The sequence below is a fragment of the Methylophaga sp. UBA3192 genome (assembly GCA_002363955.1).
Lineage (GTDB): Bacteria > Pseudomonadota > Gammaproteobacteria > Nitrosococcales > Methylophagaceae > Methylophaga.
In genome coordinates, this window is sequence record DEXE01000002.1 from 188,130 (window position 1) to 213,929 (window position 25,800).

Consider the following 25,800-nt stretch of genomic DNA (forward strand, 5'->3'; position numbering starts at 1 on the left):
GACATGTCTGCCAGATTTTTTGGAATGGGCAGATTGTGGAATCCACTTTGGGCCGCAGCAATGTATGGGGCAACAGCATTAACCATACTGGCCATTTTGTTGGATAAGTTTAATCAGTTCAAGCCAGTATTCAGAGGTATGTTTTTACTCGCATATGTATTGATGTTGGGTGCGGTTGTTCTTACCCAATCCAGAACACCTATTGCAGCAACGATAATGCTCTCTTTGTTTATTGTGATGGTGTCGCAACAATCATTAAAAATAAAAATAAGTGTTATCTTAACAAGTGGAATTATTGGTGTAATAACACTGTTATATTCGCTCCCCTTTATTCAGGAACAGATGGGGAGAGGCCAGAGTTACCGGTTAGATCTTTGGTTTGGTTTTATAGAACGGGCGAAAGAACACCTTTTTCTCGGTCATGGTGGTGGGTCGAACGTACCCATTTCTTCACCCGTCGATTATGTTGATGGCTGGTATCACTATCATAGTACCTATGTTGCTTCTTTAGTTGAAATGGGGCTGGCGGGACTTTTTTTGCATCTGCTCCTCATCGTCACCACCTTGTCTGCTGCATGGAAAATGCGGAATATTTTTATTGTTAAAGTTGCCGCGATAGTCTTTATCTATACCTGTATTTTAGGTATCACATTTGGTCATGGCATATTGACGCGGATGAATTCACAATGGCTGATTTTCTGGATGCCGTTACTGGTTATTGCTATCTATGAAATCAGCAGCAATAAAATGTCAGTTCGGAATGACTCTCCGGATGTCCAATAAGAACGTAGCAGCTGATTTGTCTTAAGCGTTTAACAGGCGTGAAATCCGGGAATTAGACCAAAATGCCTGTTTAACAGCCGAGTCGGAGAATAAGGTTTCCAGTCTGCTATTAATGGCTTGTTTGTTGGCTATTGAGGTTTCGACGTTAGCTGTTTTGATTAAAGCATCGCTCAGTGCATCAATGTCTCTGAATTTAAATAACTGACCAATTCCATCAATGATTTCAGCGCCACCGCCACAATCGGTGCAAATTATGGGCAAGTCTGCTGCCATGGCTTCAAGAAGCACCATTCCGAAAGGCTCGCGGTCTGAACTCAAAGCAAATACATCGAATGCCTTAAAGTAGCGTCTGGCTTCAGCAACCGAACCAAGAAACAAAACATGGTTATCAATATCGAGTGCTAGCACTAGTGTTTTAAGTTCTGCTTCCAGTTTTCCTTTACCAATTAAACAAAGCTTTGCATTCTCTGGAAGAGAGGGTAAGGCTTTTGCAAATCCACGGATTAGGGTTTGTGGATCCTTGTCAGGGTGAATGCGACCGACACTTCCCACTATCCAATCATCCATAGAAAGATTGAGTTTTGCTCTGGCCTCAGGTTTTGGCAAAAGCTCACTTTGTACTAACTCAACATCAATACGATTGTAGAGCGTTTGGATCTTTTCTTCCGGCCAATCCGGCAAATGACCTCGGATTTCATCTCGCACTGCATTGGAAACTGCTAATAATGTTAAACGTGATTTAAAAAAGTTGACTAAAAAACGACGTCCGGGACGATCAAAGTCACCAAAAGAATGTCGGATACTCAAGATGGGCAAATGAGTCGCCAGAGCTGCGATGTAAGTTGGTTTCGCTCGGTGTGCGATGCAGGCAACAAAGTTGTATTGCTTGGCAAGCTGATGGATTTTTCTGATGATGCCAAGCTTGAGCCCACTTAATTGTTTGCTTTTGTAATTAAGGAATATCACTTCATCAGAACAGGCTTTTTCTGCCACGAGCGGATCGGGTTCACCTGATAAAAATACGGTAATCACTTTATAAGGTGTGTCTTTAAAAAGCACGGCATATTGGCGCGCGCAATCCAGAAAGGGGTCGTAGTAACTGTGACAGATATGCAGAATGTACGGGGTTTGCTTAGTGTTTTCGATGCTGGTCATAGTCTACGTTTCCGCTAATGCGTGCGTTGCTTGCGAGGCGTCAGTTTACGCCAGAGTTTTTTATCTTTGGCACGAAGCTTCTCGACTTGCAGATAGGCTTTAAAAAAATACAAACGATCCTTTAAAGTCCAGCGGTGATCTGCATGACGATTAAAACTGGATAAATCCCGTTTCATCGCCAGTTTTGAACTGAAACGCCAGCGCAGTTTTTCCAGATCAATCAGACGAATCTTCCATTTGCCTTTTTTGTTTAACTTAACAAACACGTGCTTGGGGTAAAAACAATTATGCACGTAATGTGAGCGGTGCAGCTTACGTGTCAGTTTGGCAAGCTTGCGAATAAGTTGATAGCGTTTTTCCTTGGTCAGCTGTGTCGGGTCAAGGTTATCCAGAGAGGTGTAGTTATCCAGCGCTTTGGTGATTAAAACGGCACGGTCATCTTGTTTGCCAAAATACAATGGGTTTAACGTGGGGATTTTCAGTTTTTTCAGTTGCTGAATATTTTCCAGCTCTTTTTGAAACGTGGGGATTCCTTTGAACGGATGCCGCCAGGTCCGGCTGTAGTAATTTTGCTGGCGTTTCACAAAAACCTTGGTTATGCCTTTACGGGTATCAAACTCCGTACGTGTCACGCCACTCCAGCCACCGCGTGCTTCATTAGGTGCATCAAACCAGTTTTTGGGTAAAGACCAAACGCGTTCAAAAGATAAAGCTCTGCGACTCGACCAATAAACACGATTGATAAAAGCGCTGGTTTTTTTATTGAAAATAGCCATCTTTCAACTCGTTGATGACTGCAGTTGTCGTAAAACCTGTTCAGGCTGGATATCTTGCATACATTTATGATGCCCTTCGGGGCAGGTGCGTTGAAAACACGGACCACAGTCCACGGGAATTTGCAGAATCGTGGCATTATCCGATAAGGGGGGCGTAAATGCCGGTGACGTTGGTCCATAAATAGCAATAAGCGGTTTTTGCAATGCAGCAGCGATATGCATTAATCCGGAATCATTACTGACCACCTGGTCGGCTGTGGCAATCAAATCAATGGCTTCACCCAACTGGGTTTTGCCGCACAAATTAATGACATTCTGTTTATCGGTAATGCCTGCGACAATTTGTTCACCTGTCACCGCATCGGCTTTGGAGCCCATAATCAATACTTGCCAGCCTTGCTGAGTAAGCAGCTCCCCTAAAGCAGCGTAATGCGATGTCGGCCATTGTTTGGCCGGACCAAACTCTGCGCCAGGACATAAAACCAAGCGTTTTTGCTCAGCCAATTTAGCTGGATTTAACTCACTGGAAACGGCTTCTGCAATCATTTTAGGTGGCAGAAAGTCGGGTGCTATATGTGCTTGGGAAGCAGGATGAGCCAACGCAACAAAGCGTTGCACCATAAGTGGTAATCTTTGTTTATTCAGTTTGCGGGGATCATTAAGTAGGCCATAGCGCATCTCGCCTAACCAGCCTGTGCGTTGTGGAATATTGGCAAACCAGGGGATTAGCGCTGATTTCCAGGAATTAGGCAACACAATGGATTGATCATAGTTCCTGTGACGCAGACCGAGACCAATCTGGCGCCGCTGTTTCCAGCCGAACACACCATGCGTTACCGGCATTTTTATCGCTTCACGGATTTCGGGCATACGGGCCAGTAATGGACGAGTCCATTCAGGTGCCAGCACATCAATATGAGATTGCGGATGTTGCTGTTTAAGTGCAGCAAATAACGACTGTGCCATTACCATGTCACCGACCCATGAAGGGCCAATGATCAGGATGTCGTGTTTAACGGACATAAATGATTAATGCAGCGTGCTGTGCGCCAGATAAATAAATATCACGCCAGCCGCAATTAATGAGATCTGCTGTAGTGTCTCTGAAGGTTTCACTTTGCTGTGCAAGCCAGGAATCAAATCAGCCACCGCGATATAAACAAAGCTGGAGGCTGCCACCACCAGAATGTAGGGCAAAAGATGCTGCATATCGGCCAGCAGGAAGTAGGCCAGAACGGCACCCACCACGGTTCCCAGACTGGAAAGCATATTGAAATAAAGTGCTTTGCGGCGCGTATAGCCACTGTGCAACAGGATCACAAAATCGCCCAGTTCCTGAGGGATTTCATGTGCTGCGATTGCCAGCGCGGTAACAATGCCCAGATGCACATCCGTTAAAAAAGCTGCAGCAATCAATACACCATCGACAAAATTATGAATGCCATCACCGATAAGAATTAACGCTCCTGCGGCTTTCTTAGGTTCTTCATGTTGGTGGTTATGATGATCTTCACCAAGTTCTGGAATGTTCTCATGGCCATGATGGCTATGGCAATGTCGCCATAACACCATTTTTTCCAGCAAAAAAAAGCTTAACAAACCAATGAGTAATGTCAGTCCAAGATGATGGGGATCGACAAAATATTCATGCTCAATCGCATGGGGAAGTAGCCCTAAAAACGATGCACCAAGCAATGCTCCAATTGCAAAGCTAACCAGATGGGGCACAGCATAATGACGGGTTTGAGTCGGTAATAGCAGAAAGCTTGAAGCAATTATGACACTTAGTAAGCCGCCGAGAATACTGAAGATGATTATCCAGAGTAATAAGTCCATATGCACCTGAAACAGAAAATGAATGCGCAAATCATACCTTATTCAGCCGCTATCCATATAAGCGACGCCATTCGCCCGGTGACGCCATCGCGTCTAAAGGAGAAAAAACGGTCTTTTTCGCTATAGGTACAATAATCCCCACCATAGATTGCGGTAACACCCTGCGCAGATAGGCGTTGTCTGGCAAGCAGATAAATATCGGCCAAAAAACGATCTGAATGTGTTGCAGTAAAAGCGGATTCTGCATTGCCATCACTGGCCATAAAAGCCGATTTTACTTCCGGTCCAACTTCAAAAGCCTGCGGACCAATCGCTGGCCCTAGCCAGACAATAATTTCTGATAATGGCATATTGAATTGAGCCAGCGTATTTTCAATGATTCCGGCTTGCAAGCCACGCCAACCTGCATGAATCGCAGCCACCTGCGAACCCGATTTATCAGTCATTAAAACCGGTAGACAATCTGCCGTCATGATGGCACAGACGGTATTTGCCGAATCACAGAAAATCGCATCGGCTTCAACATTGACTTGCCATTGATTTGCCTCAATAACATTGCTGCTATGAGTCTGTTTCAGCCATAACGGTGTAGCAGGCAGTGATGCGGACTGAATTAAGCGCTGTCGATTAGCAATCACTAAAGCGGGCTCATCACCGACATGATCGCCTAAATTGAGCGAATCAAAGGGAGCTCTGCTCTGCCCACCGTTTCGGGTAGTGGTTATTGCTTTAATATGCTTTGGAGCCGGCCAGTTTACCGTTAGAACAGAATCAGCCATCACAGCGCGGCACGTGCAGATAATCACGCCAGGCGGAAAACAAATTTTCGTCACTGGCTGCACAGGTAGAACGTGGCGTTAAACTTCGACTGAAAACGGCCTCGTTATCCAGAGTACAGGCAAAGGCACCTGCTTCTTTAATAATCAGCTGGGCCGCCGCATAATCCCAAATCTGCTGGCGACCATGCAGATACAGTTGAGCTCGGCCCGCCGCCAGCCAGCACAATTCCAGAGCAATAGACCCCAGGCTGCGTTGCGAACCATAAGGTTTTTCATCAACCAGCCTTTGGCAAAGCGATTTGGGTAAACGCTTAAAATCAATGATAGCCAGGGTCTGATTCAGTGCAAGGCCTGAGATCTCAGCATTAAGCCGCTGACCATTCAACCATGCACCAGCCCCTTTTTTAGCCGAAAAACATTCATTCATCACCGGGTCATAAACCACCCCGAGCGTGACCTCACCTTTTTCAATTAATGCCAGAGAAATGGAAAAGAAAGGCATGCCGGAGGCAAAGTTACTGGTGCCATCAATGGGATCCAGACACCATAAGGCTTCTCCGCTGTTCAACAGTTCAGCCTGCTCGTTTACGGTCATTTCTTCGCCGAGTAATTTAATCTCGGGAAAATCCCGCTGTAAAACCTCGGTCATTTTCTGCTGCATCAATTTGTCAGCGACGGTGACCACACTGCCATCGTGCTTATATTGACGACTGACAGTCGTAAATAAAGGCATCAAATGTTGCTGAACGGTCTCAGTCAGACATTGCTGCAGTTGGGCGAGGTCGGTATCCATGGATAAAAAGTATATCAGCGATTTAAGGATAATTATTCAAACTCTGCGATGCAGTCTGTAAACTGCTGATTCATTTTGTCAGTTGAAGCTTTTTTATGCGTGTTCCACGATTTTATTGCGCCTGTCTGGTGCCTGCGACATCACCAATGCTTTTACCGGATGAAGTGTTTCGCCATGCCGTACAAGTATTGCGGATGAAACCCGGCGCATTATTGAACTTGTTTGATGGACAGGGGCTTGAGTATCAGGCGCAACTGGAGCAGGTGGACAAACGTCAGGCCACTGTCATTCTTCAGCAGCCAATAACAACCGATAACGAATCTCCCCTGGATATTCTGTTGATGCAAGGCATTTCACGCGGAGAACGGATGGATTATGCCATACAAAAAGCCGTCGAACTGGGTGTAAAACGTATTATGCCTGTGGTGACGGAGCGTTGTAATGTACAACTTTCGGGCGATCGCGCCGAGAAAAGATTGAATCACTGGCAAGGTGTGATGATCAGTGCCTGTGAGCAAAGTGGTCGGAGTTATTTGCCGGAATTATTGCCAATTACTGCATTTAATGATGCTCTGGAAAATACCGATGATAAATGCAAACTGGTTTTGGCACCGGAGGCCAAACAGGGGTTTTCCAGTATGACTAAAGCCAGCCGCATTGCATTACTGATTGGACCAGAAGGCGGTTTAAGTGATGACGAAATTGCGCGGGCGAATGATGCCGGGTTTACCGGTATTTGTCTTGGTCCAAGAATATTAAGAACCGAAACCGCCTCTGCAGCCGCATTGGCCATGGTACAGGCTGGCTGGGGAGACATAGGATGAATGACGGTACTATCGTATTGCTGATTCTGGCCGTGATTGGCTGGTTATGGTGGGATAGCCGTGGGGTTGCGGAACATGCCAGTCGTGTTGCCAGTCAATACTGTCAGTCGATGGGGGTCAGTTTTCTCAATGATACGGTGGCCTGGAAAAAAATCCGTCTCAGGCGTGGTTCGAACGGCAGAATGCAATTTGAACGAACCTATTTTTTTGAGTTTGCCAGCGATATGCAACAGCGTTATCGTGGTGAAGTCGTTATGTTGGGAAAACGCGTGAAGTCGATCCAGCTGGATCCACACCGTTTCAGTTAAGTCATCAGAGGAAGAGGGTATGACAAACAAGCTTGCATTGGTCGTTGATGATTCACGTGTTGCCCGCATGATGTTATGCAAACTTTTGCAATCCTCTGGATTTGAAGTCGTCGAACAGGGCAGTGCCGACGATGCTTTGGCCTGGCTGGAAACCACGCAGCAGTCACCGTTAATTATCTTTATGGATTTGATGATGCCGGGAATGGATGGCCTCACTGCTACCCGCCAGATCAAAAACGATTTACGCTGGCAAGCAATTCCGGTGGTACTTTGCACCAGCAATGACAGTGAAGCCGATAAATTATCAGCCCATGACAGTGGTGTGCTGGCTTTATTATCGAAACCACCCGAAGCCCGGCAGCTGCAAATGATACTTAATGATTTACGTACTCCAGCAATAACGGGTGAAGCGGAACAATCAGTGGTACCTGCGCCTGCTGCTGACATTTCAGCAGCTTTAACAATGGATGAGGTGATGGCTCAGCTTGAGCAACAGGTATTACCTTCCTGGCTGCAGCAGTCACAAGATTCAGCGGAGCAGATCAGTCAGCAAATCGCCGAAAATATCGTCAGACAACTCATCGATGAAAGACTTAACGGATTATCCGAAAGGCTTTCAGCAGAAATAACAGAGCAGATAAGTGTGGGTGTGCAAGACAAGGTAGACCAACAATTGGCCACCCAGGCCATGCAAATGCAGACCGTACTGTCCGAAAAAGCCGCCGATGCTGCCGAAACAGCCATGCAAAACCTGAATCAGTCCAATCATTGGCAACAACAGGTGGCTTCTCAGACAGAGCATTGGCTGACCCGTCAGCAGCAGGATATTCAGCAACAATTGATGACCGCATTGCAACCGGAAATTGAAAAGGTGATTGCCGAACAGCTGGCAGCTGTTCCGGACTCAACCGCGCCAGCGCTGGAAACACTTCAGCAAGCATTGGCGCAACTGCAGCTCGTGCAGGATCAACTGGTTAAACGGCAGCGTATGACCAATGCATTACTGATGGTGGCACTGGCTGCCGGTGTATTGGCGCTGCTGCAAATCAATTTGTTTTAATGTGGTGTCGCCAAAAACGGTTTAAAAAAGTATGACCATTCAGGAGGCTCTGCAATGGGCCAGAGTTCAGCTGGATGTCAGTCCAACCCTGCGTAAGGATATCGAAAGCCTGTTATGTCATGTGCTGGGTTGTCAGCCGTTACGTTTAATCAGCTATCCCGAACAAACGCTTACGGCTGACGAGCAGCAGCAATTCGTTTCACTGATTGAAAAGCGCCGGCAAGGTGTACCGGTTGCGCATTTAACCGGTGTTCGTGGATTTTGGTCATTGGAAGTTGCCGTTAATCAACACACTTTGATACCGCGCCCTGATACCGAGTTGCTGGTGTCTTTGGCATTGGAAAAAATCCAGCCGGGGATGCGGGTGGCGGATCTTGGAACCGGCAGTGGCGCTATTGCCTTGGCCATTAAAGCTGAGCGTAATGATATCTGGATGCTGGCAAGCGATTATTCGCTGCAGGCATTAACTATGGCTAAATATAATGCTGAAAAAAATCAGCTTGCCGTGCAGTTTGTTTGCGGGCAGTGGCTGGAGTTAATGCACTCTTCAAGTCTGGATATCATCGTATCCAACCCTCCCTATATCCGTTCAGATGACCCACATTTAACCAAGGGTGATTTGCGGTTTGAACCATTGACTGCATTGGCTTCCGGGGAGGATGGTTTGCAGGATATCCGGCAACTGGTTCAACAGGCCGCCAGGGTGTTAAAGCCCGAGGGTTGGTTAATGATTGAACATGGTTATGATCAGTCTTCTGCTGTACAAGGTTTGTTTCAGCAATACGGGTTTAATGAGATACAAGCGTTTCAGGATTATGGGCAGCAGGATCGGGTAGTGATTGGCAAACGTGGCTAACGCTCGGCAAGCCTCGAATTGAGGTAACATACTGCAGATGAATGACGAACAATTACTGCGTTACAGCCGCCATATTTTATTGCCTGATTTTGATATCACCGGCCAACAGCGTGTTTTGGATAGCCGGGTGCTGGTAATCGGTTTGGGGGGGCTGGGATCACCAGTCGCTTTATATCTGGCCGCTGCCGGAGTCGGGCATCTGGTGCTGGTGGATGATGATAAGGTTGAGCTGACCAATCTGCAGCGGCAGATCGTGCATCGTCAGTCAACAGTGGGTAAGAGTAAAACCAGCTCTGCCGCGGCCACTTTGCAAAATTTGAATGACACGATTAAGGTTGAGACCATCGATCACCGCTTGAGTGAGTCCGAGCTCATCGAGCAAGCTGATCTGGCTGATGTGATCGTGGATTGTACCGATAATTTCAGTAGTCGTTTTTTACTGAATCGGGCCAGTAAAAAAACCAGAACGCCGATGGTTTCAGCGGCGGCCATCCGTTGGGAAGGACAAATTTCGGTATATGATGCTCGACAAGCTGACGCACCGTGTTATCGTTGCTTGTACGACGATAATGGTGGTGATATTCAACAAAGCTGTGCAGAGAGCGGGGTGCTCTCTCCATTGCTGGGAATGATGGGGTCGATTCAAGCGATTGAAACGCTCAAATTGCTCGCCAATACGGGTTTTTCGCTCAGTGGTCGTTTGATCATGGTAGATGCTCTGGCCATGCAGATACGGGAAATAAAATTAAAACAGGATCCGGCCTGCCCGGTATGTCACGATAATGAGAATAGCTAAATGACAGTTAAAACGACCATACGTTTACCTCGCACATTGGTGAATGAGCTATTACATCAAGCGCAACTTTCACCCAGCCAGGAAATCTCCGGGTTAATTGGTTGTCATGGGCAACGCTGTATGTGTTATCCGATAGACAGTGTTAAAACGGATGCCAGCGTTTTATTTGCCTTGAGTGCCAGTGAACAGCTGGCCGCACTGAAAGAAATGAAAGAACGCAATCAGGAGCTGTTTGCTATTTATCACTCCCATCCTGATGCGCCTGCCTTACCGTCGGTCATCGATGATGATGTGGCCGATTATCCACAGGCTTTGTATCTGATAATTTCATTGAATACACGTGGTGTTCTGGAAATGCGGGGCTTTCAAAAGCAGGGACAGAACATCGAAGAGGTAAATTTGATTATATGAGTAAACTGGACGCATCAACATTACAAACGGCAGCGCAACAGGCGCTGGATGTGGCTAAAAAGCTGGGCGCTACAGCCGCTGAAGTTGGCATCAGCCAAAGCCTGGGCTTATCAGTCAATGTACGTCAGGCTGAAATTGAAACCCTGGAACACAATAAAGATACCGGATTGGGTGTGACGGTGTATCTGGGGCAAAGTAAAGCATCTGCCAGTACATCTGATTTGCGGCCGGAAGCCATCCATGAAACGGTAGCGATGGCCTGCAGTATTGCCAAACATACTCAGGAAGACAAATTTGCCGGTTTAGCCGACGCAGAATTAATGGCCACCGCATTTCCGGACCTGCACTTGTACTATCCCTGGGCGTTATCTCCGGAACAAGCCATTGCATTGGCAATGGAATGTGAGCAGGCGGGACGTGATTTTGATCCACTGATAAGCAATTCAGAAGGCGCCAGTGTGTCATCGCACGAAGGTCAGCGAATTTATGCCAACAGTCACGGTTTTATCGGTCAGACGCAATCTACCCGTCATAGTTTGTCGTGCACATTAATTGCTCGTGATGCGGAGGGAATGCAGCGCGACTATTGGTACGATGTGGCGCGTGACAGTCAGGATTTGGCTTCGGCCATTTCTGTTGGTCAAAAAGCCGCCGAGCAGACATTGAAGCGTCTGAATGCCCGTGAAATCGAAACTGGCCATTATCCCGTGATTTTTGCCAGTGAAATTGCCTCCTCTTTGTTTGGTCAGCTGGTTGGCGGTATTCGTGGAAGTGCTTTATACCGTAAATCCAGTTTTCTGCTGGATAAACTGGGCGAGCAAATTTTTCCATCGTTTATCCATATTCACGAACAGCCGCATTTATTTAAAGCCTTAGGCAGTTCAGCTTTTGACGCCGAAGGTGTCGCAACGCAGAATCGTGACATTATCCGCGATGGTATTTTACAAGGCTATGTTCTGGATAGTTACTCAGCCCGACGTCTGAACATGACGACCACCGCCAATGCTGGGGGTGTGCATAACCTGACAGTGGATAGTAACGATTTGTCATTTAAAGACATGCTGAAAGCGATGGATAAGGGCGTGATTGTCACTGAAACCATGGGCATGGGTGTCAATATTGTTAACGGAGATTATTCGCAGGGTGCGGCGGGTTTCTGGGTGGAAAATGGTGAAATTCAGTACGCTATTGACGAATTTACTATCGCCGGTCAGTTGCAGGATATGTTTAAAGGCATTCAGGCCGTGGCGAATGATGTGGATTTACGCAGTAATATCCGTAGCGGCTCGGTCTGGATCGATAAAATGATGGTGGCCGCGTAAAACCAGTCACAACAGATGCGGTAAATGAGAGATTAACAAGTTCCTAGCTCTGCATGCTATCCCGGACAAACTGCGTGATATCTGTCAGATAGGCGACGGCAAATATTGAACCCAACATCTGTCGCAGATTTTTGATGCGATGCGCGCTATGACTGCGTAGTGCATTGATCTGGCGGATTAAATCCAGTTCATCATGGAGCCAGTCGGTTTTATTATTGACCAGCTGACAATGAAAGACGTAATGATGTTGAGAGCTGAACAGTCGGTGCAGTAGCAGGTTTTTGGCCTCTGTCGATTGCAGCTCATGCTCACAGATTATCTGCCATGGCTGCTGCCCGGAGCGGTAACAATACAATCCCATGGCCTGGGTCACCATGTTTTCAGTGTTGACGGTTTTCAGCTGCAGGGTAATCCGTGGAATCGCATTGGAGATGACCTGCCATAGTTTTTTGTCAGTTTCATCTATTACCTCGGAGTACCCTGCAACGGCTTGCAAAACGCGTTTTTGCTGAATATCCAACCCAAAAAACAGCGCTGTATCAAGCGGGGTATGGCTCAGCATATCCAGATACACGCGGCTATGCTGCATTTGAATTAGATCATCTTCCCGACGCGCTAATGAATGTTGGTTATCGTTGATCGCTTTTTCAAAAAACTGATTCACGGCCCATGGGCATTGTGTCACCAGTCGCTGCAATCCCAGCTCGGTCTGTCCGGCAAATTTTTGTACGCGTTTCACTTCATAGGGAACGCTGCGTAAATTTAACTGTGGTCGCTGTGCCTGCCAACGAGTGAAATGCAATGTCACACGACTGCCAATGGTCACCGGCAAATCAGCATCAACCGATAAAGACAAACCGTTGATAGAAACTTCGTTGGTTTGTGAAACAATCTCCTGGCTGTTTAAAAACAGGTTAACCGGTGTGAGCACCGTATAGCGGCTCTGTTGTCGTTGAATATAGGGCTTCAGATTGCTGACCGGAGGTAGCATACTCGTCTGACCTGACTGGTCGATATCAATACTGTCGGCAGCAAGTGATGTATCGTCATGGTGTAACTGATCCAGACAGGCTGTAATATCGGTTATATGCAGCAGACGTTTTAAACTGGATACCTTTCCGGAAAAATCGACCGCCATACGCGGATCGACCTGAGCAATCATGTCGAAATTCGGATGGTAATCTGCTTCATTGATTTTCAGCGGGATCATGCTGAAATGTAATAACTGCGTGTCAGCTGACCATGGCCAGCATTGTTTTAGGCGTTGCAGTTCATTAAGACCGATAATGCTCATGCGGTCTGCAGTCAATGCAAAAATGCCACTGGTAAATTGATTTTGTTCAATCTGCGAGAGCAGTATTTTTATTTGCTTGAGTAAGTTGGGTGTATGGATAAAAATCTGGTCACAAAGGGTACTGCTGTGAAGTGCAGTAACAACGGGTTTATTATTTTGTTCACCTATCCAGCAAAGCAGGCTGGGTATCTGTCGGCTGTATAAACGTAATAGTGAATTCTGGGTCAGGTTGAGAATTTCATTAGTCAGATCGGTGGAACTGTGTTTTTGCTTATTGCTGAGCCAGTTTTGCCAGGCTTGTCTGACATCATTACCAACAGAATCATTGAATCGTAATACAGCAAATGTACGCTGTTCATCCTGCTCCAGACGGATAATATCGAATGCAATCAGCGTGGATTCAGGGCTTTTCGCATCAGGAAAGTGTTCGAACCCCACCTCGACCGTATCGTTTTTTTCCAGTGTGGCTACCCGTTTCATACTGACGCGTATAGCATCAGTACTGACATCCAGTGTCATCGCATGATAACTCAGCTCAGCATTGCGGATCGTGACGGGCAACGTCAGTAACACCCGCTGTGCCAGCCGCCTTAACGACTGATCAAGACGGATAAGTAAAACGCCATTATCTTCAACTTCGAAAGCTGGTGGTGTTTGTTGCTGGAACTGACGAACAGCTTGTATCAATGCTTCATAAACCCCAACAGTATAATGCCCCTCCATCCGGTCAATTAACTGTTTCAGGATAAGATAGCTGCGGTCATCCAGATAATGGGTGACACCACCGAATTCATAAGGCTGGCATTCTCCAGTCACCTTGCCGCGTAAATCAATAATGCGTTGACAGGGTTTTTGTAAACGTTGACGTTCCAGTTGTGCCAGAAAGGTTTGGTTTTGAGATTTGCTGCTTTCCGTCGCCATTGGGCTGGTTAATTTAATTCACTGGGCGTTTTGGCTTTAATGCTTAGCGCATGAATGGCTGAAGGTAATAGTTCAGCTGCAGCGTCATAAACAAGCCGATGCCGTTTGATTAGTGAGAGCCCGGCAAAAGCTTCACTGACAATAAAAACCGTGAAATGACCACCGCCAGTATTGCCGGCATGACCAGCATGCAAATGACTGTCATCGGTAATTTGTAACTGTGTGGGTTGCAGCTTCAGTAAAGCCTGTTCCAGCTTTTGTTGGGTAGTGGCGCTCATGGAAAAACCTTACGAAACGGTTTGACGGTGACTTTGCTGTACACATCGGCTTCGACATAAGGATCTGCTCCAGCCCAGATTTGGGCACTGCGCCAGTCGTCAAACTCTGCGACCACAAGACTACCGCTGAATCCGGCTTCACCGGGATCTTCGCTATCAATAACGGGATGTGGACCCGCCAGCACTAAACGGCCTTCGTTTTGTAATTCCTGTAGACGGGCAACATGAGCAGGTCGTGCAGCCAGGCGTCGCTGCAAGCTATCGGGTTTATCTTCGCTGATGATGGCATATAACATCAGGATGCATCCTTCGAATTGGTATTGTCATTAATATGGCGAGACAGATAGATGGCCTGCCCGGCAATAAACACTACCGTAATGATTAATGATCCGAATAGTTTGAAGTTCACCCAGGTTTCTTCTGAGTAGTTATAGGCAATATAGATATTAAGAAAGCCGGAAAACACAAAAAACAGGATCCAGGCAGTATTTAATCGTGACCAGACCACCGTTGGCAACTGCAAGTGCGCGGCCATCAGACGTTCGAGTAATGTTTTATCAGTAAATATACGGGCGCCAAGAAAGGCTAAAGCAAACAACCAGTTCACCGCGGTCGGTTTCCACATCACAAATTCCGGATTTTGTAACCAGATGGTTGCCCCACCCAGCACCATGACCAGAATAAGCGTGATCATGTGCTGTCTTTCGACTTTGCCATGGCGTAACTGGCCCCATAGCACCTGTATCAGGGTGGCTACCATCATAACTGCTGTTGCAGCATAGATACCGGCAACCTCATACTCCTGACCATTCCAATGGTAGACGCCGCCACCGAATTTATAGGCAATGAAAAACAGAATAATGGGCAGAAAATCAGTAAATAGTTTCATCTTTTTTTTCAGTTATTACAGTGATGGCACATTCTAACGTAAAATCAATACCATGACGCACTATGACCTGCATTGCCATTCCACCGCCTCTGATGGCGCACTTTCACCTCAAGCACTTGTTGAACGAGCCATTCAGCAAGGTGTGGATGTGCTGGCGCTTACTGATCATGATGGGACAGAAGGCATTGTAGCAGCGCTTCGGGCGGCTGAAGAGCAACCATTAACGCTGATCCCCGGGGTGGAGATTTCGGTCAGCTGGTATAGCAGTACTATCCATATTATCGGGCTTAACATTGATATTGATAACGCAAAATTGCAAACCGGTTTAGCCAAAATCCGCGATTATCGCCAGCAACGAGCTGAAGAAATTGCGCACCGATTGGAAAAATCCGGCATTTCAGGTGCTTTGGAGGGCGCCGCTCAATATGCTTCAAAGACCATGCTGGGACGCATGCATTTTGCGCAGTTTCTGGTCGAACAAGGTCATGCGTCTGATACAAAAGACGTGTTCAAACGCTTTCTGGTTAGAGGCAAGCCCGGATACGTTCCGGGTCAGTGGACAGATCTGGAGTCCGCCGTTGAGTGGATAACCGGTGCGGGTGGCCAGGCGGCTATTGCCCATCCGTTGCGTTATAAAATGACGGCCAGCAAGCTGCGTCGATTGATTGATAATTTTAAAACCGCGGGCGGTCAGGCGATAGAAGTCAGCTCCGGACATCAACATCCCGATCAATTAAGAAATGTTGCGGCGCTCGCCAAACAATATGATTTGCTCGCTTCCTGCGGTTCTGACTTTCATAGTCCGGATCAAAGCTGGAGCGAACTCGGACGTTTTCTTCCACTGCCTGCTTCATGCAAACCGGTATGGACGTTGTGGCAGTAAAACAGGCACAGCACATGGATTATGGTATATCTGTCCTTAAATTAACTAAGAAGGTTTCAACGATTTCACATGAGTCAGTATTTTCAAATTCATCCGGATAATCCGCAACCTCGTTTAATAAAACAAGCCTGTCAGATCATTATGAGTGGCGGCCTGGTGGTCTATCCGACTGATTCGGGCTATGCACTGGGATGTTACTTGGGCGATAAAGCGGCGATGGATCGTATCCGTCGATTGCGTCAATTGGATGATGATCATAATTTCACGCTGGTCTGTAGAGATTTATCCGAACTGTCGGTCTATGCCAAATTTAATAATGCGGTATTTCGTTTGATTAAGGCACATACCCCTGGCCCTTATACCTTTGTATTGCCGGCCACCAAGGAAGTGCCTCGAAGATTGCAACATCCGAAACGCAAAACCATTGGTTTGCGGATACCCGTAAACAATATTGCCCTCGCTTTATTGGAAGAGCTCAATGAACCTTTAATGAGTTCAACGCTTATTCTTCCGGGTGACACCATGCCGATGACAGAGGCAGATGAGATCGCGGATCAGTTGAGTAAACACGTCGATTTAATTATTGATGGCGGTGCCTGTGGCCATGAGCCAACCACGGTTATCGAGTTTATCAATGATTTGCCAGAAGTGGTTCGTGTCGGTATGGGCGATCCAGCACCGTTTGAGGTGGAATGATCGTTTATCTGCTGGTCATTATTATTATTGCAGTCGCTATCTGGATTATCGGGCTGCAAAATGCCGAAGCTGATTGGGGCGGGCCTTCTGTTAACTGGTTAGATGGCTGGACGCGTCTTATCTGTCGATATATTCAGCGTTTGCCAGAACAAAAAATTAATTTACCAGAAACGGGGCCGGCGATAGTGGTGGCCAATCATGTGTCAGGTGCCGATCCATTGTTGTTAATCTCCGCCAGCAAAAGACCATTACGCTTTTTGATTGCGCGTGAAGAATATGAACGACCTTTGGTTAGCTGGGTGTTTAAAAAAGCGGGTTGTATTCCTGTTGATCGCAATGGTCGTCCGGAACAGGCTTTAAGGCAGGCATTAAGGGCCTTACAGAAAGGCGAAGTGATCGCATTGTTTCCCCACGGAAAAATACATCTGGATAGTGATCCTCCCAGAAAAATCAAAGGCGGTGTAGGCCGTCTGGCGAGCTGGTCAGCTGCGCCGGTGTTTCCGGTTCGTATTGATGGGGTGACTGCTGAAGGTAAAGTGTTTACCGCGCCTTTTGTGCCGAGTCGGGTACAGCTGACAATGACACCAGCATTAATCTGCTCACCTGAATCTATGCTGCAATGCCTGCAGGATATTAGTGTGGCGATTGAGACGCCTGTTAATAGTAAACATCCATAGCGAGATGTTTGGTTAATTGACTATAATCAAAATTAATTCAACAGCTTAGTTGTTTTTCAATATGGTCATCTTTTTCTGATGACGTTCACTTGATTTCTGATTCGATACCCCCCATTTTGTAATTAACTTATTTTTTACAGGGATATTACGACGATGCAAATCGATAAACTCACCAGCAAATTTCAGGAAGCACTGGGGGCGGCACAAAGTCTGGCCGTTGGCCGTGATCACCAGGTAATAGAGCCTGCTCATTTATTGTTGGCATTATTGAACCAGCAGGGGGGAACGGTAAAACCATTATTGGCGCAAAGTGGTGTCAATGTGCCAGCCTATCAGGCGGATCTTGAAGCCCAGTTAAAGCGTTTCCCTCAGGTTGAGGGCGGCAATGGTGATATTCGTATTTCATCTGATTTGAACCGCTTGTTAAATCAAACCGATAAGCTGGCGCAGCAACGTCAGGATCAATTTATTTCCAGTGAACTGCTGATTTTGGCTGCAGTTGAAGAAAAAAATCAGACCGGTGAGTTGCTCCGTAAACATGGTGCTAACAAAACCAATATTAATAACGTGATTGATAAAATTCGTGGGGGCGAACGCGTGACTGATCAAAATGCTGAAGAACAACGGCAGGCGTTGGAAAAATACACTATCGATCTGACGGCCCGTGCCGAAAGCGGCAAACTGGACCCGGTCATTGGTCGGGATGATGAGATACGTCGCACTATTCAGGTTTTGCAACGCCGCACCAAAAATAATCCGGTGTTAATAGGTGAGCCGGGTGTCGGAAAAACCGCGATTGTTGAAGGTCTGGCTCAGCGTATCGTCAATGGCGAAGTGCCGGAAGGCATGAAACACAAACGCGTTTTGTCACTGGATATGGGGTCCCTGATCGCGGGTGCCAAATTCCGTGGAGAATTCGAAGAACGCCTAAAGGCAGTGTTGAGTGATCTATCTAAACAGGAAGGACAGATCATTTTGTTTATTGATGAAATTCATACCATGGTCGGTGCCGGTAAAGCCGAAGGTTCAATGGATGCGGGCAATATGCTGAAACCAGCTTTAGCGCGGGGCGAATTACATTGTATCGGTGCCACCACGCTGGATGAATATCGTCAATATGTTGAGAAAGATGCCGCCCTTGAACGCCGGTTTCAGAAAGTGCTGGTGGGAGAGCCCAGTGTTGAATCAACCATTGCTATTTTACGTGGCCTGAGTGAACGCTATGAAGTGCATCATGGCGTAGATATTACTGATCCGGCTATTGTTGCTGCAGCCACCTTATCGCATCGTTATATCACCGACCGGAATTTGCCGGATAAAGCCATTGATTTGATTGATGAAGCGGCCAGTCGGATTCGTATGGAGATTGATTCCAAACCGGAGGTTTTGGATCGGTTGGAAAGACGTTTAATCCAATTAAAAATTGAACGTGTTGCCTTGCAGAAAGAGTCGGATGAAGCCTCCAAAAAACGCTTGGATACGCTGGAAACCGAGATGAAAAAGCTGGCGCGCGAATATACCGATCTGGAAGAAGTCTGGAAGTCGGAAAAAGCCGCTTTACATGGCAGTCAGCACATCAAGGAAGAGCTGGAAAAGGCACGTCTGGAGCTGGAATCGGCCAACCGAAGCGGTAATCTGGAAAAAATGTCCGAGCTGCAATACGGCCGTATTCCGGCATTGGAAAAGCAGCTGGATATTGCCACTCAGGCGGAAATGCAGGAATTCACGCTGCTGAGAAACAAGGTTGGTGAAGAAGAAATCGCCGAAGTGGTTTCCAAATGGACCGGTATTCCGGTTTCCAAAATGCTGGAAGGTGAGCGCGATAAATTACTGAAAATGGATGAAGCGTTGCACGAGCGGGTAATTGGTCAGGACGAAGCGGTGAATTCGGTTGCGAATGCTATCCGCCGCAGCCGTGCCGGTTTATCAGATCCGAATCGTCCGAATGGTTCTTTCCTGTTTTTGGGGCCTACGGGTGTCGGTAAAACCGAACTATGTAAATCTTTGGCAACCTTCCTGTTTGATACCGAAGAAGCCATGGTGCGCATAGATATGTCCGAGTTTATGGAAAAACATTCGGTGGCGCGTCTGGTGGGCGCACCTCCCGGTTATGTGGGGTATGAAGAAGGCGGTTATCTGACCGAAGCCGTGCGACGTAAACCCTATTCAGTCATTCTGCTGGATGAGGTCGAAAAAGCCCATCCGGATGTATTTAATATCCTGCTGCAGGTACTGGATGATGGTCGTTTGACTGATGGTCAGGGGCGCACCGTGGATTTCAGAAATACGGTGATTGTCATGACATCCAATCTCGGATCCAATGTGATTCAGGAAATGGCCGGTGAAGATAATTACGAGACAATGAAAAATGCCGTCATGGAAATTGTCGGACAACATTTCCGTCCGGAATTTATTAACCGTGTGGATGATGTTGTGGTATTTCATCCGCTGCAAAAATCGCAAATTCGTGCCATTGCCGATATCCAACTGGAACATTTGCGTGCACGTCTGGCAGAAAAAGAGATGGGACTGGAACTATCTGATGCGGCGTTGGATATGCTCTCCGAAGCCGGGTTTGATCCGGTTTACGGTGCGCGCCCATTGAAACGGGTGATTCAGCATGAACTGGAGAACCCGCTGGCTCAGGCTTTATTATCAGGTCGTTTCGTGGCAGGGCAAGTGATCAAAGTGGATGTCCAGGATGAGGAGCTGGTTTTTACCAGTGAGTTGAGACACTAAGTGAAACCTGGCGAATACCGGGTTGGCGAAATATTTCACAGCCCGGTATTTTTTATTCAACGTTCAGTTTTCTGTTGGAAAAATTAAAAAGCCCGGATTGTTCAGGCAGTAAACCTTAATAATCATCACTTATTCCGGGAAGGTAATTCCTGTAAAGCATTACAAGTCACTGATATAATGCCAAACTTTTCTCCCAATTCTCATAAGGCCCCAACTCATGTCTGATTTCGGCAAGTTTGTCGATGCCTTCACGCCAGCGGAAGTCGCGGAAAAAGTTAAAACCGTCGGTGTTGACAAGGCCAATATGTCACTCATTCCATTGGTCATTCTGTCGCTGATGGCGGGTGCGTTTATCTCGTTTGCTGCGATGTATTACACGGTAGTGATGACCGATGCCGGTGATGCCTATGGTTTGGCCAGGTTAGTCGGTGGGCTGGTTTTTGCGTTGGGCTTTATTCTGGTGGTCATTGCCGGGGCTGAATTATTTACCGGTAATACGCTGGTGGTGATGGCTTACGCCAAGGGACAGGTGAGTTTCAAATCCCTCATGCGGAACTGGGGCATTGTGTATGTCGGTAACCTGATCGGGGCGCTGGTGACAGTTTATCTGGTGTATTTATCGGGGTATTTGACCGATGGTGATTATGGAGTGGGGGTCACAGCGATAAAATCCGGTTTAGTTAAAGTCGATCACTCTGTCACCGAAGCCTTTGTCCGGGGGTTATTCTGCAATGTACTGGTCTGTTTAGGCAGCTGGATGGTTTATGCCTCTCGCAGTGTGACGGATAAGGTGATGGCCGTGTTATTCCCTATTTCAGGCTTCGTGGCTATGGGGTTTGAACACTGCGTCGCCAATATGTACATGATTCCAATTGCGATGATTGCGGCAACTGATCAAGCCATTGTGGCGGCAGGACATTTTGATGCGGCACAGCTGGCCACATTGGATTTTGCGGGTTTGATGGGTAATCTTATCCCGGTCACCCTGGGCAATATTGTCGGGGGAGCAGGCTTTGTGGCGATGGCCTATTATCTTGTTTATGTTTACGCACGGCCAAATCGCTAGAAATCAGGTGCACTGTTTATACAGTGCACCTTTCAGCATGATTACCAGGACTTATAAGGTAAAAATTTACCGTCCAGTGTAATCACAATCCGATCCCCTTTGGGATCGGGTTTTTTCTCGATATTCATCGCAAAGTCAATCGCGCTGACAATGCCGTCACCGCATTTTTCATGGACAATTTCTTTAATGGTCGGCCCATAAACCGACATCATTTCATAAAGACGATAAAGCAATGGATCGGTGGGCACGGTTTGCTCCCATTGTTTGTTAGGATACTTTTGCAAAGCCAGCTCGACTTCAGTACCCAGGTCCATTACCTGACATAGTTTTTTGGCTGTTTCGACTGGCATACTGTTCATGCCGAGACAGGCGGATGCCGTCCATTCCGGTGACATGCCAATGGCTTCACCGATTTTTTCCCAAGTCATTTCTTTAGTCTCTTTTGCCACCATGATGGCTTGCGTCATAGCAAGTTTATTCATTGTTACTCCAGGATGTCTGTTTGTATTTGGATAAAAAACCTGACACCCATAACAGATGCCAGGCCAACGAGGAAATTAATTCATTTTTTCTGAAAATTCGGCAGTAGGTGCACCGGTTTTGTAATGCGTCGCGTACAACATCCCACCAGTCAGTACCAGACCGCCAACCAGATTACCGAAGATAACCGGGATTTCGTTCCACAATAACCAGTCAGCGATAGTGATATCCGCACCCATCAGCATTCCCATAGGGAACAGGAACATATTGACTACGGCATGTTCGAACACCAATCCAAAAAACACTGCAATCGGTAGCCACATGGCCACCACTTTGCCGGCAACTGAATTGGATAACATGGCGCCAACCACACCCGTTGAAACCATCCAGTTACATAGAATGCCGGCGACAAAGACGGTTAACCAACCCGCGCCACCATGTGCTGCAAATCCTAAGGTTCGTGCTTCGGCTGCCTTGGCAATCGCCTGACCTGCGGCGCCCGGTTCAGTGGTGAATGCAAATGTCCAGGCGATGCCTACTAATAAAGCGGTGGTTAATGCACCTAAGAGATTACCCAAACCGACCAGCAGCCAGTTTTTCATCATCCCTTTGAATGTACAGCCGCGTCTTTTATCCAATAACGCTAATGGAACGAGGGCAAATACACCGGTCAACAAGTCAAAACCGAGTAAATTCAATAAGACAAAGCCAACAGGGAAAACTAGAGCACCAACAATCGGCAAACCCGTCTGAACGGCAGTGGTGACAGCAAATGCGACGGCCAGAGTTAAAATAGCTCCTGCCATATAGGATCGTATCAGTACGTCCCGGGTAGCCATTTTGAGCTTGGCTTCACCGGCATCGACCATTTTTTTGGTAAATTCACTTGGTATGAGATAAGACATAAAAACTCCAGATAGAATTGATGTAAACAGGTAAGCAGTTTGCATGTTTTATGCCTAACTTTATTTGTTTAACAATATCAATTGCTTATTGTTTTTATGTGCTACTTAAGATAGGGTGTTTGCACCAATTTGTATCGGATGAACGAAATGCATGCACAAGCATGAAGCGCAGTATCAGGAATACTATTGGTTTAATGAAGAATCAGTCCAGACAACGGTATCAAGCAAATCGGGCTGTGGCCGACCGATATAATATCCCTGTGCAAAATCAACCCCATAACCTCTGAGCAGCGCCAGTATGTCTGTGTTTTCAACAAATTCTGCAGTGGTTTTCCGGTTCAGTCCTTTGGCGACATCTACCAAGGCTTTGACAAAAAGCTGATCATCGGCATTTTTATCGAGATTTTTAATGAATATGCCATCAATTTTGATGATATCGACAGGCAGTTCACGCATGTAGTTAAATGACGAAAATCCAACTCCGAAATCATCCAGTGAAAATTGACATCCCAATGCTTTAATGGCGTGCATCATCGCTTTGGCCTGTTGCAGGTTGGAGACGGCAACGGTTTCGGTGATTTCGAAAATGATGCCTTTGGGATCCACAGCATAGTCAGTGATGGCATCTTCCAGAAGCGGCAATAATATCGAGGTATCAATCACCATCCCTGATAAATTGATTGCAAAGGTGACTTTTCGTCCGAGTTTTTGTAATGCGCCTAATTGTTTTAGCGCATGCCTGATAACGTAATGATCGATTTGCTGAATCAAACCGACTTGCTCGGCAATCTGAATAAATTTACCGGGTAGTCGCATCTCACCCGTCTGCGGATCCCGCATACGGATCAATACTTCGTAATGTTCTATTTTGTCGGATTGCAATTCGAGAATGGGCTGATAAAACAACACAAACAGATCCTGTTCAAGCGCCTGTTCAATCCGATGTTTCCATAAAACTCGAGCCTGGAGTTGCTCACGCGTGCGATCGTCAACCGAGAATGTATGGAAACTGCCTTTGCCAATCGCTTTAGCCTGATACATTGCCAAATCCGCAAACCCCATCAACTCATGGATACTGGCGTCCTGCAATGGAAAATGCACAATGCCGATACTGGTTGAGACTTTATGATGAACCATACCGTATTCAAGCTGAATGGTGCTTAGTTCATTGATTATTTTCTTTGCCAGAGTAATGGCACCCTCAGCATCACTTTCCGGCATTAATATTGCGAACTCATCTCCACCCAACCGGGCAACGAGATCGGTAAAACGAGTGACCCGTTTGAGCGACCGGGCCACCAGAATCAGCAGTTCATCCCCTGCGCGGTGACCACTGGTATCGTTAATATCTTTGAATTGATCCAAATCGAGATACAGCAAAGTATTGCGATGCTGATAACGAATCGCCATCCGCAAGGATTTTTCAAACTCCTCAATAAATTTTCTGCGATTGCATAAGTCGGTCAGCGGATCATGTTCGGCCATCCAGACGATACGTTTTTCAGCCTCTTTTTTATCAGTCATATCCAGGCCAACCGATAAAATTACGGCTTGTTGATTGTCGTGCTCCAATCGTGAATGCAACCAGGAAATCTGGCGGATAAGCCCGCTTTTATCAATGAGTTCGGCATCCTGTTGTGCAATACGCTGATGGCCCGCCAGTAATTCATTAAAATGGATATTGGCCTCAGTCCAGTGACTGGCAGGAAACATTCTGGCGACATTGGAATTGAGAACTTCAGTTTTGCTATATCCCGTTATTTTTTCGCCATAGTCATTAAACAGCGAAATTTCAAACTGTTTGTTGATGGTTATAACGATTAACTGGGCGGTATCGAGCAGGCTTTTAATGAAGTCACGATCTTTGCGCAGCTCACGATTTTTAATCTGTACCTGTTGGTTACGTAGCCGCCTGTGCTGATCAAGATGATCCAGCACATTTATCAGCTGGTGTGTAAGATGAGACAGGTCAACGACTTCCTGATCGAGGCTGCTGCTGATGTTTTCTGATAATAACTGGCGGGCTTGCTGATATTTTTTTGCTGACAGTAATGGTAATGCCAGCGATATCTGTTCAATCTTTGTTAAAGGTTGGGAGAGTCGGTGTAATACCCACCACGTTAATGCCATTGAAAAGCCTGTAATAAGCAAAAATGGCAGTAGATAAATGCGGGTGATCTGTGACGCTTCAAAATGACCATGCTGAAAGTGTAAATAGCCAATCAGTATCAGAATAATAAGCCCGGTCAAATAGCTGCCTAAAAAAATACTCAGAGCGGTTTTCCACTGAAGTTGGCGTTTTGACATCCTGGCCATTTTAATCACGTCCATGGGAAGTATTATGCCGACGATTATGGCATATCAATTAGCTGAAAAAATATAGACTACTTAACGTTGTTCACCACGAGAAACCCGATTCAATACCCAATCTAAACCACTGGCCGGCAATACGCGTTTGAGATAGGCAAATAAGTAGGTCGGAAAGGTAACGTAGTAACGTATTTTAGGTCGGTTTGATTCAATTGCATGTACTAATTTATCAACAACAGCTTTTGCTGGAAGGGTGAAAGGTGCTGTTGGCCCAGGCGTTAACAGACGCCTTTCCATCGCGTTATAGTTGCTCAGATGAGCACTGTTATTTTTATCAATATGCTGTTGAAATTTTACAAAGGCATTTTGCCGGAAGTGACTGGTTATCGGTCCGGGCTCAATGAGAGAAATATCTATCCCCGTGCCTTTCAACTCTAATCTTAGCGTGTCAGCCAGGCCTTCTATGGCAAACTTACTGGCATTGTATGCACCACGATAAGGTAGAGCGATTAAACCTAATACCGAGCTGTTATAGATAATTCTGCCAAATCCCTGCTGTCGCATTTGTCTGATAACAAGGTTGGTCAGCTCCTGCGTACCAAACACATTGGTTTCAAATTGATCTCGCATTGCTTCACGTGATAGATCTTCCACTGCGCCGGGTTGGCCATAGGCGGCATTGTTGAATAACACATCGATTCGCCCATCGAAGGCTTTTAACGCCGATTCAACCATCTGCCGGATAGCTGCGCTGTTATTCAAATCGCATAACAAACTACTGATGCCGGCTTCACAGAGCATAGATTGATCTGCAGGTTTCCTTACAGTAGCGATCACATGGTAGCCACGGCGGTGTAATATTTGAGCGGCTGCCAAACCAATGCCACTTGAACATCCGGTGATCAAAATATTACGACGTGTCATATTTGGCTTGTTTTTTGACATATAAGCAATCAGAGTATG

Annotated in this window: 27 protein-coding genes; 13 read left to right on the plus strand and 14 right to left on the minus strand. The window is 46.5% G+C overall.

Translation table 11 applies throughout. The features are described from left to right. Nucleotides 1-3: 3 nt before the first annotated feature. Complete coding sequence (locus B2337_RS00980) at nt 4-783, plus strand: O-antigen ligase family protein (protein WP_292360412.1); 780 nt, start codon at nt 4-6, stop codon at nt 781-783. A gap of 21 nt (nt 784-804) precedes the next feature. On the opposite strand, the gene B2337_RS00985 is transcribed toward B2337_RS00980, so the two are convergent. Genes B2337_RS00985 through B2337_RS01010 form a run of 6 tightly spaced genes read right to left on the minus strand, consistent with a single transcriptional unit; the run spans nt 805 to nt 6,122 of the window. Further along, nucleotides 805-1,938 (minus strand): glycosyltransferase, encoded by a 1,134-nt coding sequence (locus B2337_RS00985; RefSeq protein ID WP_292414399.1) that lies wholly within the window; start codon nt 1,936-1,938, stop codon nt 805-807. A gap of 14 nt (nt 1,939-1,952) precedes the next feature. Then, the gene (locus B2337_RS00990) at nt 1,953-2,714 is read right to left on the minus strand and encodes a lipopolysaccharide kinase InaA family protein (protein WP_292414398.1); all 762 of its coding nucleotides are present in this window, start codon (nt 2,712-2,714) and stop codon (nt 1,953-1,955) included. 3 nt (nt 2,715-2,717) lie between these two features. Then, nucleotides 2,718-3,737 carry a lipopolysaccharide heptosyltransferase II gene (gene waaF, locus B2337_RS00995; RefSeq protein ID WP_292414397.1) on the minus strand — a complete coding sequence of 340 codons (1,020 nt, stop codon included), beginning with the start codon at nt 3,735-3,737 and terminating at the stop codon, nt 2,718-2,720. Between the two features lie 6 nt (nt 3,738-3,743). Then, nucleotides 3,744-4,550 carry a ZIP family metal transporter gene (locus B2337_RS01000; protein WP_292360405.1) on the minus strand — a complete coding sequence of 269 codons (807 nt, stop codon included), beginning with the start codon at nt 4,548-4,550 and terminating at the stop codon, nt 3,744-3,746. Nucleotides 4,551-4,588: 38 nt separating this feature from the next. Then, nucleotides 4,589-5,329 (minus strand): peptidoglycan editing factor PgeF, encoded by a 741-nt coding sequence (pgeF, locus tag B2337_RS01005; protein ID WP_292360403.1) that lies wholly within the window; start codon nt 5,327-5,329, stop codon nt 4,589-4,591. Beyond that, nucleotides 5,322-6,122 (minus strand): inositol monophosphatase family protein, encoded by an 801-nt coding sequence (locus B2337_RS01010; protein ID WP_292360402.1) that lies wholly within the window; start codon nt 6,120-6,122, stop codon nt 5,322-5,324. The genes pgeF and B2337_RS01010 overlap by 8 nt, the downstream gene beginning before the upstream one ends. A gap of 95 nt (nt 6,123-6,217) precedes the next feature. On the opposite strand from B2337_RS01010, the gene B2337_RS01015 reads away from it, so the two are divergent. Genes B2337_RS01015 through pmbA form a run of 7 tightly spaced genes read left to right on the plus strand, consistent with a single transcriptional unit; the run spans nt 6,218 to nt 11,699 of the window. Then, nucleotides 6,218-6,946, plus strand: a complete 729-nt coding sequence (locus B2337_RS01015) for a 16S rRNA (uracil(1498)-N(3))-methyltransferase (RefSeq protein ID WP_292414396.1) — start codon at nt 6,218-6,220, stop codon at nt 6,944-6,946. After that, nucleotides 6,943-7,254, plus strand: coding sequence for a DUF3301 domain-containing protein (locus B2337_RS01020; protein ID WP_292360399.1), 312 nt, complete (start codon nt 6,943-6,945; stop codon nt 7,252-7,254). Before B2337_RS01015 ends, B2337_RS01020 begins: the two co-directional genes overlap by 4 nt. Before the next feature lie 19 nt (nt 7,255-7,273). After that, a complete protein-coding gene (locus B2337_RS01025; protein WP_292414395.1) occupies nt 7,274-8,314 on the plus strand; it encodes a response regulator in 1,041 nt (346 codons plus the stop codon). Between the two features lie 31 nt (nt 8,315-8,345). Continuing rightward, the gene (gene prmC / locus B2337_RS01030) at nt 8,346-9,170 is read left to right on the plus strand and encodes a peptide chain release factor N(5)-glutamine methyltransferase (protein ID WP_292414394.1); all 825 of its coding nucleotides are present in this window, start codon (nt 8,346-8,348) and stop codon (nt 9,168-9,170) included. 37 nt (nt 9,171-9,207) lie between these two features. Continuing rightward, nucleotides 9,208-9,966: a HesA/MoeB/ThiF family protein gene (locus B2337_RS01035; protein WP_292414393.1), complete on the plus strand. Its 759-nt coding sequence runs from the start codon at nt 9,208-9,210 to the stop codon at nt 9,964-9,966. Beyond that, nucleotides 9,967-10,377 (plus strand): M67 family metallopeptidase, encoded by a 411-nt coding sequence (locus B2337_RS01040; protein ID WP_292360393.1) that lies wholly within the window; start codon nt 9,967-9,969, stop codon nt 10,375-10,377. It abuts the gene before it with no gap. Further along, nucleotides 10,374-11,699, plus strand: coding sequence for a metalloprotease PmbA (pmbA, locus tag B2337_RS01045; RefSeq protein ID WP_292360392.1), 1,326 nt, complete (start codon nt 10,374-10,376; stop codon nt 11,697-11,699). The genes B2337_RS01040 and pmbA overlap by 4 nt, the downstream gene beginning before the upstream one ends. Nucleotides 11,700-11,742: 43 nt before the next feature. On the opposite strand, the gene B2337_RS01050 is transcribed toward pmbA, so the two are convergent. Genes B2337_RS01050 through B2337_RS01065 form a run of 4 tightly spaced genes read right to left on the minus strand, consistent with a single transcriptional unit; the run spans nt 11,743 to nt 15,081 of the window. Next, nucleotides 11,743-13,914 (minus strand): PilZ domain-containing protein, encoded by a 2,172-nt coding sequence (locus B2337_RS01050; RefSeq protein ID WP_292414392.1) that lies wholly within the window; start codon nt 13,912-13,914, stop codon nt 11,743-11,745. Nucleotides 13,915-13,922: 8 nt separating this feature from the next. After that, nucleotides 13,923-14,192, minus strand: coding sequence for a BolA family protein (locus B2337_RS01055; protein WP_292360390.1), 270 nt, complete (start codon nt 14,190-14,192; stop codon nt 13,923-13,925). Next, on the minus strand, nt 14,189-14,488 hold the full coding sequence (locus B2337_RS01060) for a YciI family protein (RefSeq protein WP_292414391.1): 300 nt from the start codon (nt 14,486-14,488) through the stop codon (nt 14,189-14,191). Before B2337_RS01060 ends, B2337_RS01055 begins: the two co-directional genes overlap by 4 nt. Continuing rightward, nucleotides 14,488-15,081 (minus strand): septation protein A, encoded by a 594-nt coding sequence (locus tag B2337_RS01065; protein ID WP_292360388.1) that lies wholly within the window; start codon nt 15,079-15,081, stop codon nt 14,488-14,490. Before B2337_RS01065 ends, B2337_RS01060 begins: the two co-directional genes overlap by 1 nt. Before the next feature lie 52 nt (nt 15,082-15,133). On the opposite strand from B2337_RS01065, the gene B2337_RS01070 reads away from it, so the two are divergent. The 5 genes from B2337_RS01070 (at nt 15,134) to B2337_RS01090 (ending at nt 21,142) form a co-directional block, all read left to right on the plus strand. Then, nucleotides 15,134-15,964, plus strand: a complete 831-nt coding sequence (locus tag B2337_RS01070) for a PHP domain-containing protein (RefSeq protein WP_292360387.1) — start codon at nt 15,134-15,136, stop codon at nt 15,962-15,964. 69 nt (nt 15,965-16,033) lie between these two features. Further along, nucleotides 16,034-16,660 carry an L-threonylcarbamoyladenylate synthase gene (locus tag B2337_RS01075; RefSeq protein WP_292360386.1) on the plus strand — a complete coding sequence of 209 codons (627 nt, stop codon included), beginning with the start codon at nt 16,034-16,036 and terminating at the stop codon, nt 16,658-16,660. Continuing rightward, complete coding sequence (locus B2337_RS01080) at nt 16,657-17,337, plus strand: lysophospholipid acyltransferase family protein (RefSeq protein WP_292360384.1); 681 nt, start codon at nt 16,657-16,659, stop codon at nt 17,335-17,337. The genes B2337_RS01075 and B2337_RS01080 overlap by 4 nt, the downstream gene beginning before the upstream one ends. A 153-nt stretch (nt 17,338-17,490) precedes the next feature. After that, the gene (clpB, locus tag B2337_RS01085; RefSeq protein ID WP_292360383.1) at nt 17,491-20,076 is read left to right on the plus strand and encodes an ATP-dependent chaperone ClpB; all 2,586 of its coding nucleotides are present in this window, start codon (nt 17,491-17,493) and stop codon (nt 20,074-20,076) included. Nucleotides 20,077-20,293: 217 nt separating this feature from the next. Continuing rightward, nucleotides 20,294-21,142, plus strand: coding sequence for a formate/nitrite transporter family protein (locus B2337_RS01090; protein WP_292360381.1), 849 nt, complete (start codon nt 20,294-20,296; stop codon nt 21,140-21,142). A gap of 41 nt (nt 21,143-21,183) precedes the next feature. Here B2337_RS01090 and cynS read toward each other — a convergent pair whose 3' ends face one another. From cynS to B2337_RS01110, 4 genes are all read right to left on the minus strand, one after another. Then, nucleotides 21,184-21,624: a cyanase gene (gene cynS / locus B2337_RS01095; protein WP_292360379.1), complete on the minus strand. Its 441-nt coding sequence runs from the start codon at nt 21,622-21,624 to the stop codon at nt 21,184-21,186. Nucleotides 21,625-21,699: 75 nt separating this feature from the next. Continuing rightward, nucleotides 21,700-22,527, minus strand: coding sequence for a formate/nitrite transporter family protein (locus B2337_RS01100; RefSeq protein ID WP_292360378.1), 828 nt, complete (start codon nt 22,525-22,527; stop codon nt 21,700-21,702). A 183-nt stretch (nt 22,528-22,710) separates the two neighbouring features. After that, nucleotides 22,711-24,858 carry a putative bifunctional diguanylate cyclase/phosphodiesterase gene (locus tag B2337_RS01105; protein WP_292414390.1) on the minus strand — a complete coding sequence of 716 codons (2,148 nt, stop codon included), beginning with the start codon at nt 24,856-24,858 and terminating at the stop codon, nt 22,711-22,713. Between the two features lie 57 nt (nt 24,859-24,915). Further along, nucleotides 24,916-25,782 (minus strand): SDR family NAD(P)-dependent oxidoreductase, encoded by an 867-nt coding sequence (locus tag B2337_RS01110; protein WP_292360376.1) that lies wholly within the window; start codon nt 25,780-25,782, stop codon nt 24,916-24,918. Between the last annotated feature and the right edge of the window lie 18 nt (nt 25,783-25,800).

Coding starts and splice junctions, on each gene's coding strand:
- B2337_RS00980 (WP_292360412.1), top strand. CDS start 4: ATGTCTGCCAGATTTTTTGGAATGGGCAGATTGTGGAATCCACTTTGG.
- B2337_RS00985 (WP_292414399.1), bottom strand. CDS start 1,938: ATGACCAGCATCGAAAACACTAAGCAAACCCCGTACATTCTGCATATC.
- B2337_RS00990 (WP_292414398.1), bottom strand. CDS start 2,714: ATGGCTATTTTCAATAAAAAAACCAGCGCTTTTATCAATCGTGTTTAT.
- waaF (WP_292414397.1), bottom strand. CDS start 3,737: ATGTCCGTTAAACACGACATCCTGATCATTGGCCCTTCATGGGTCGGT.
- B2337_RS01000 (WP_292360405.1), bottom strand. CDS start 4,550: ATGGACTTATTACTCTGGATAATCATCTTCAGTATTCTCGGCGGCTTA.
- pgeF (WP_292360403.1), bottom strand. CDS start 5,329: ATGGCTGATTCTGTTCTAACGGTAAACTGGCCGGCTCCAAAGCATATT.
- B2337_RS01010 (WP_292360402.1), bottom strand. CDS start 6,122: ATGGATACCGACCTCGCCCAACTGCAGCAATGTCTGACTGAGACCGTT.
- B2337_RS01015 (WP_292414396.1), top strand. CDS start 6,218: ATGCGTGTTCCACGATTTTATTGCGCCTGTCTGGTGCCTGCGACATCA.
- B2337_RS01020 (WP_292360399.1), top strand. CDS start 6,943: ATGAATGACGGTACTATCGTATTGCTGATTCTGGCCGTGATTGGCTGG.
- B2337_RS01025 (WP_292414395.1), top strand. CDS start 7,274: ATGACAAACAAGCTTGCATTGGTCGTTGATGATTCACGTGTTGCCCGC.
- prmC (WP_292414394.1), top strand. CDS start 8,346: ATGACCATTCAGGAGGCTCTGCAATGGGCCAGAGTTCAGCTGGATGTC.
- B2337_RS01035 (WP_292414393.1), top strand. CDS start 9,208: ATGAATGACGAACAATTACTGCGTTACAGCCGCCATATTTTATTGCCT.
- B2337_RS01040 (WP_292360393.1), top strand. CDS start 9,967: ATGACAGTTAAAACGACCATACGTTTACCTCGCACATTGGTGAATGAG.
- pmbA (WP_292360392.1), top strand. CDS start 10,374: ATGAGTAAACTGGACGCATCAACATTACAAACGGCAGCGCAACAGGCG.
- B2337_RS01050 (WP_292414392.1), bottom strand. CDS start 13,914: ATGGCGACGGAAAGCAGCAAATCTCAAAACCAAACCTTTCTGGCACAA.
- B2337_RS01055 (WP_292360390.1), bottom strand. CDS start 14,192: ATGAGCGCCACTACCCAACAAAAGCTGGAACAGGCTTTACTGAAGCTG.
- B2337_RS01060 (WP_292414391.1), bottom strand. CDS start 14,488: ATGTTATATGCCATCATCAGCGAAGATAAACCCGATAGCTTGCAGCGA.
- B2337_RS01065 (WP_292360388.1), bottom strand. CDS start 15,081: ATGAAACTATTTACTGATTTTCTGCCCATTATTCTGTTTTTCATTGCC.
- B2337_RS01070 (WP_292360387.1), top strand. CDS start 15,134: ATGACGCACTATGACCTGCATTGCCATTCCACCGCCTCTGATGGCGCA.
- B2337_RS01075 (WP_292360386.1), top strand. CDS start 16,034: ATGAGTCAGTATTTTCAAATTCATCCGGATAATCCGCAACCTCGTTTA.
- B2337_RS01080 (WP_292360384.1), top strand. CDS start 16,657: ATGATCGTTTATCTGCTGGTCATTATTATTATTGCAGTCGCTATCTGG.
- clpB (WP_292360383.1), top strand. CDS start 17,491: ATGCAAATCGATAAACTCACCAGCAAATTTCAGGAAGCACTGGGGGCG.
- B2337_RS01090 (WP_292360381.1), top strand. CDS start 20,294: ATGTCTGATTTCGGCAAGTTTGTCGATGCCTTCACGCCAGCGGAAGTC.
- cynS (WP_292360379.1), bottom strand. CDS start 21,624: ATGAATAAACTTGCTATGACGCAAGCCATCATGGTGGCAAAAGAGACT.
- B2337_RS01100 (WP_292360378.1), bottom strand. CDS start 22,527: ATGTCTTATCTCATACCAAGTGAATTTACCAAAAAAATGGTCGATGCC.
- B2337_RS01105 (WP_292414390.1), bottom strand. CDS start 24,858: ATGGACGTGATTAAAATGGCCAGGATGTCAAAACGCCAACTTCAGTGG.
- B2337_RS01110 (WP_292360376.1), bottom strand. CDS start 25,782: ATGTCAAAAAACAAGCCAAATATGACACGTCGTAATATTTTGATCACC.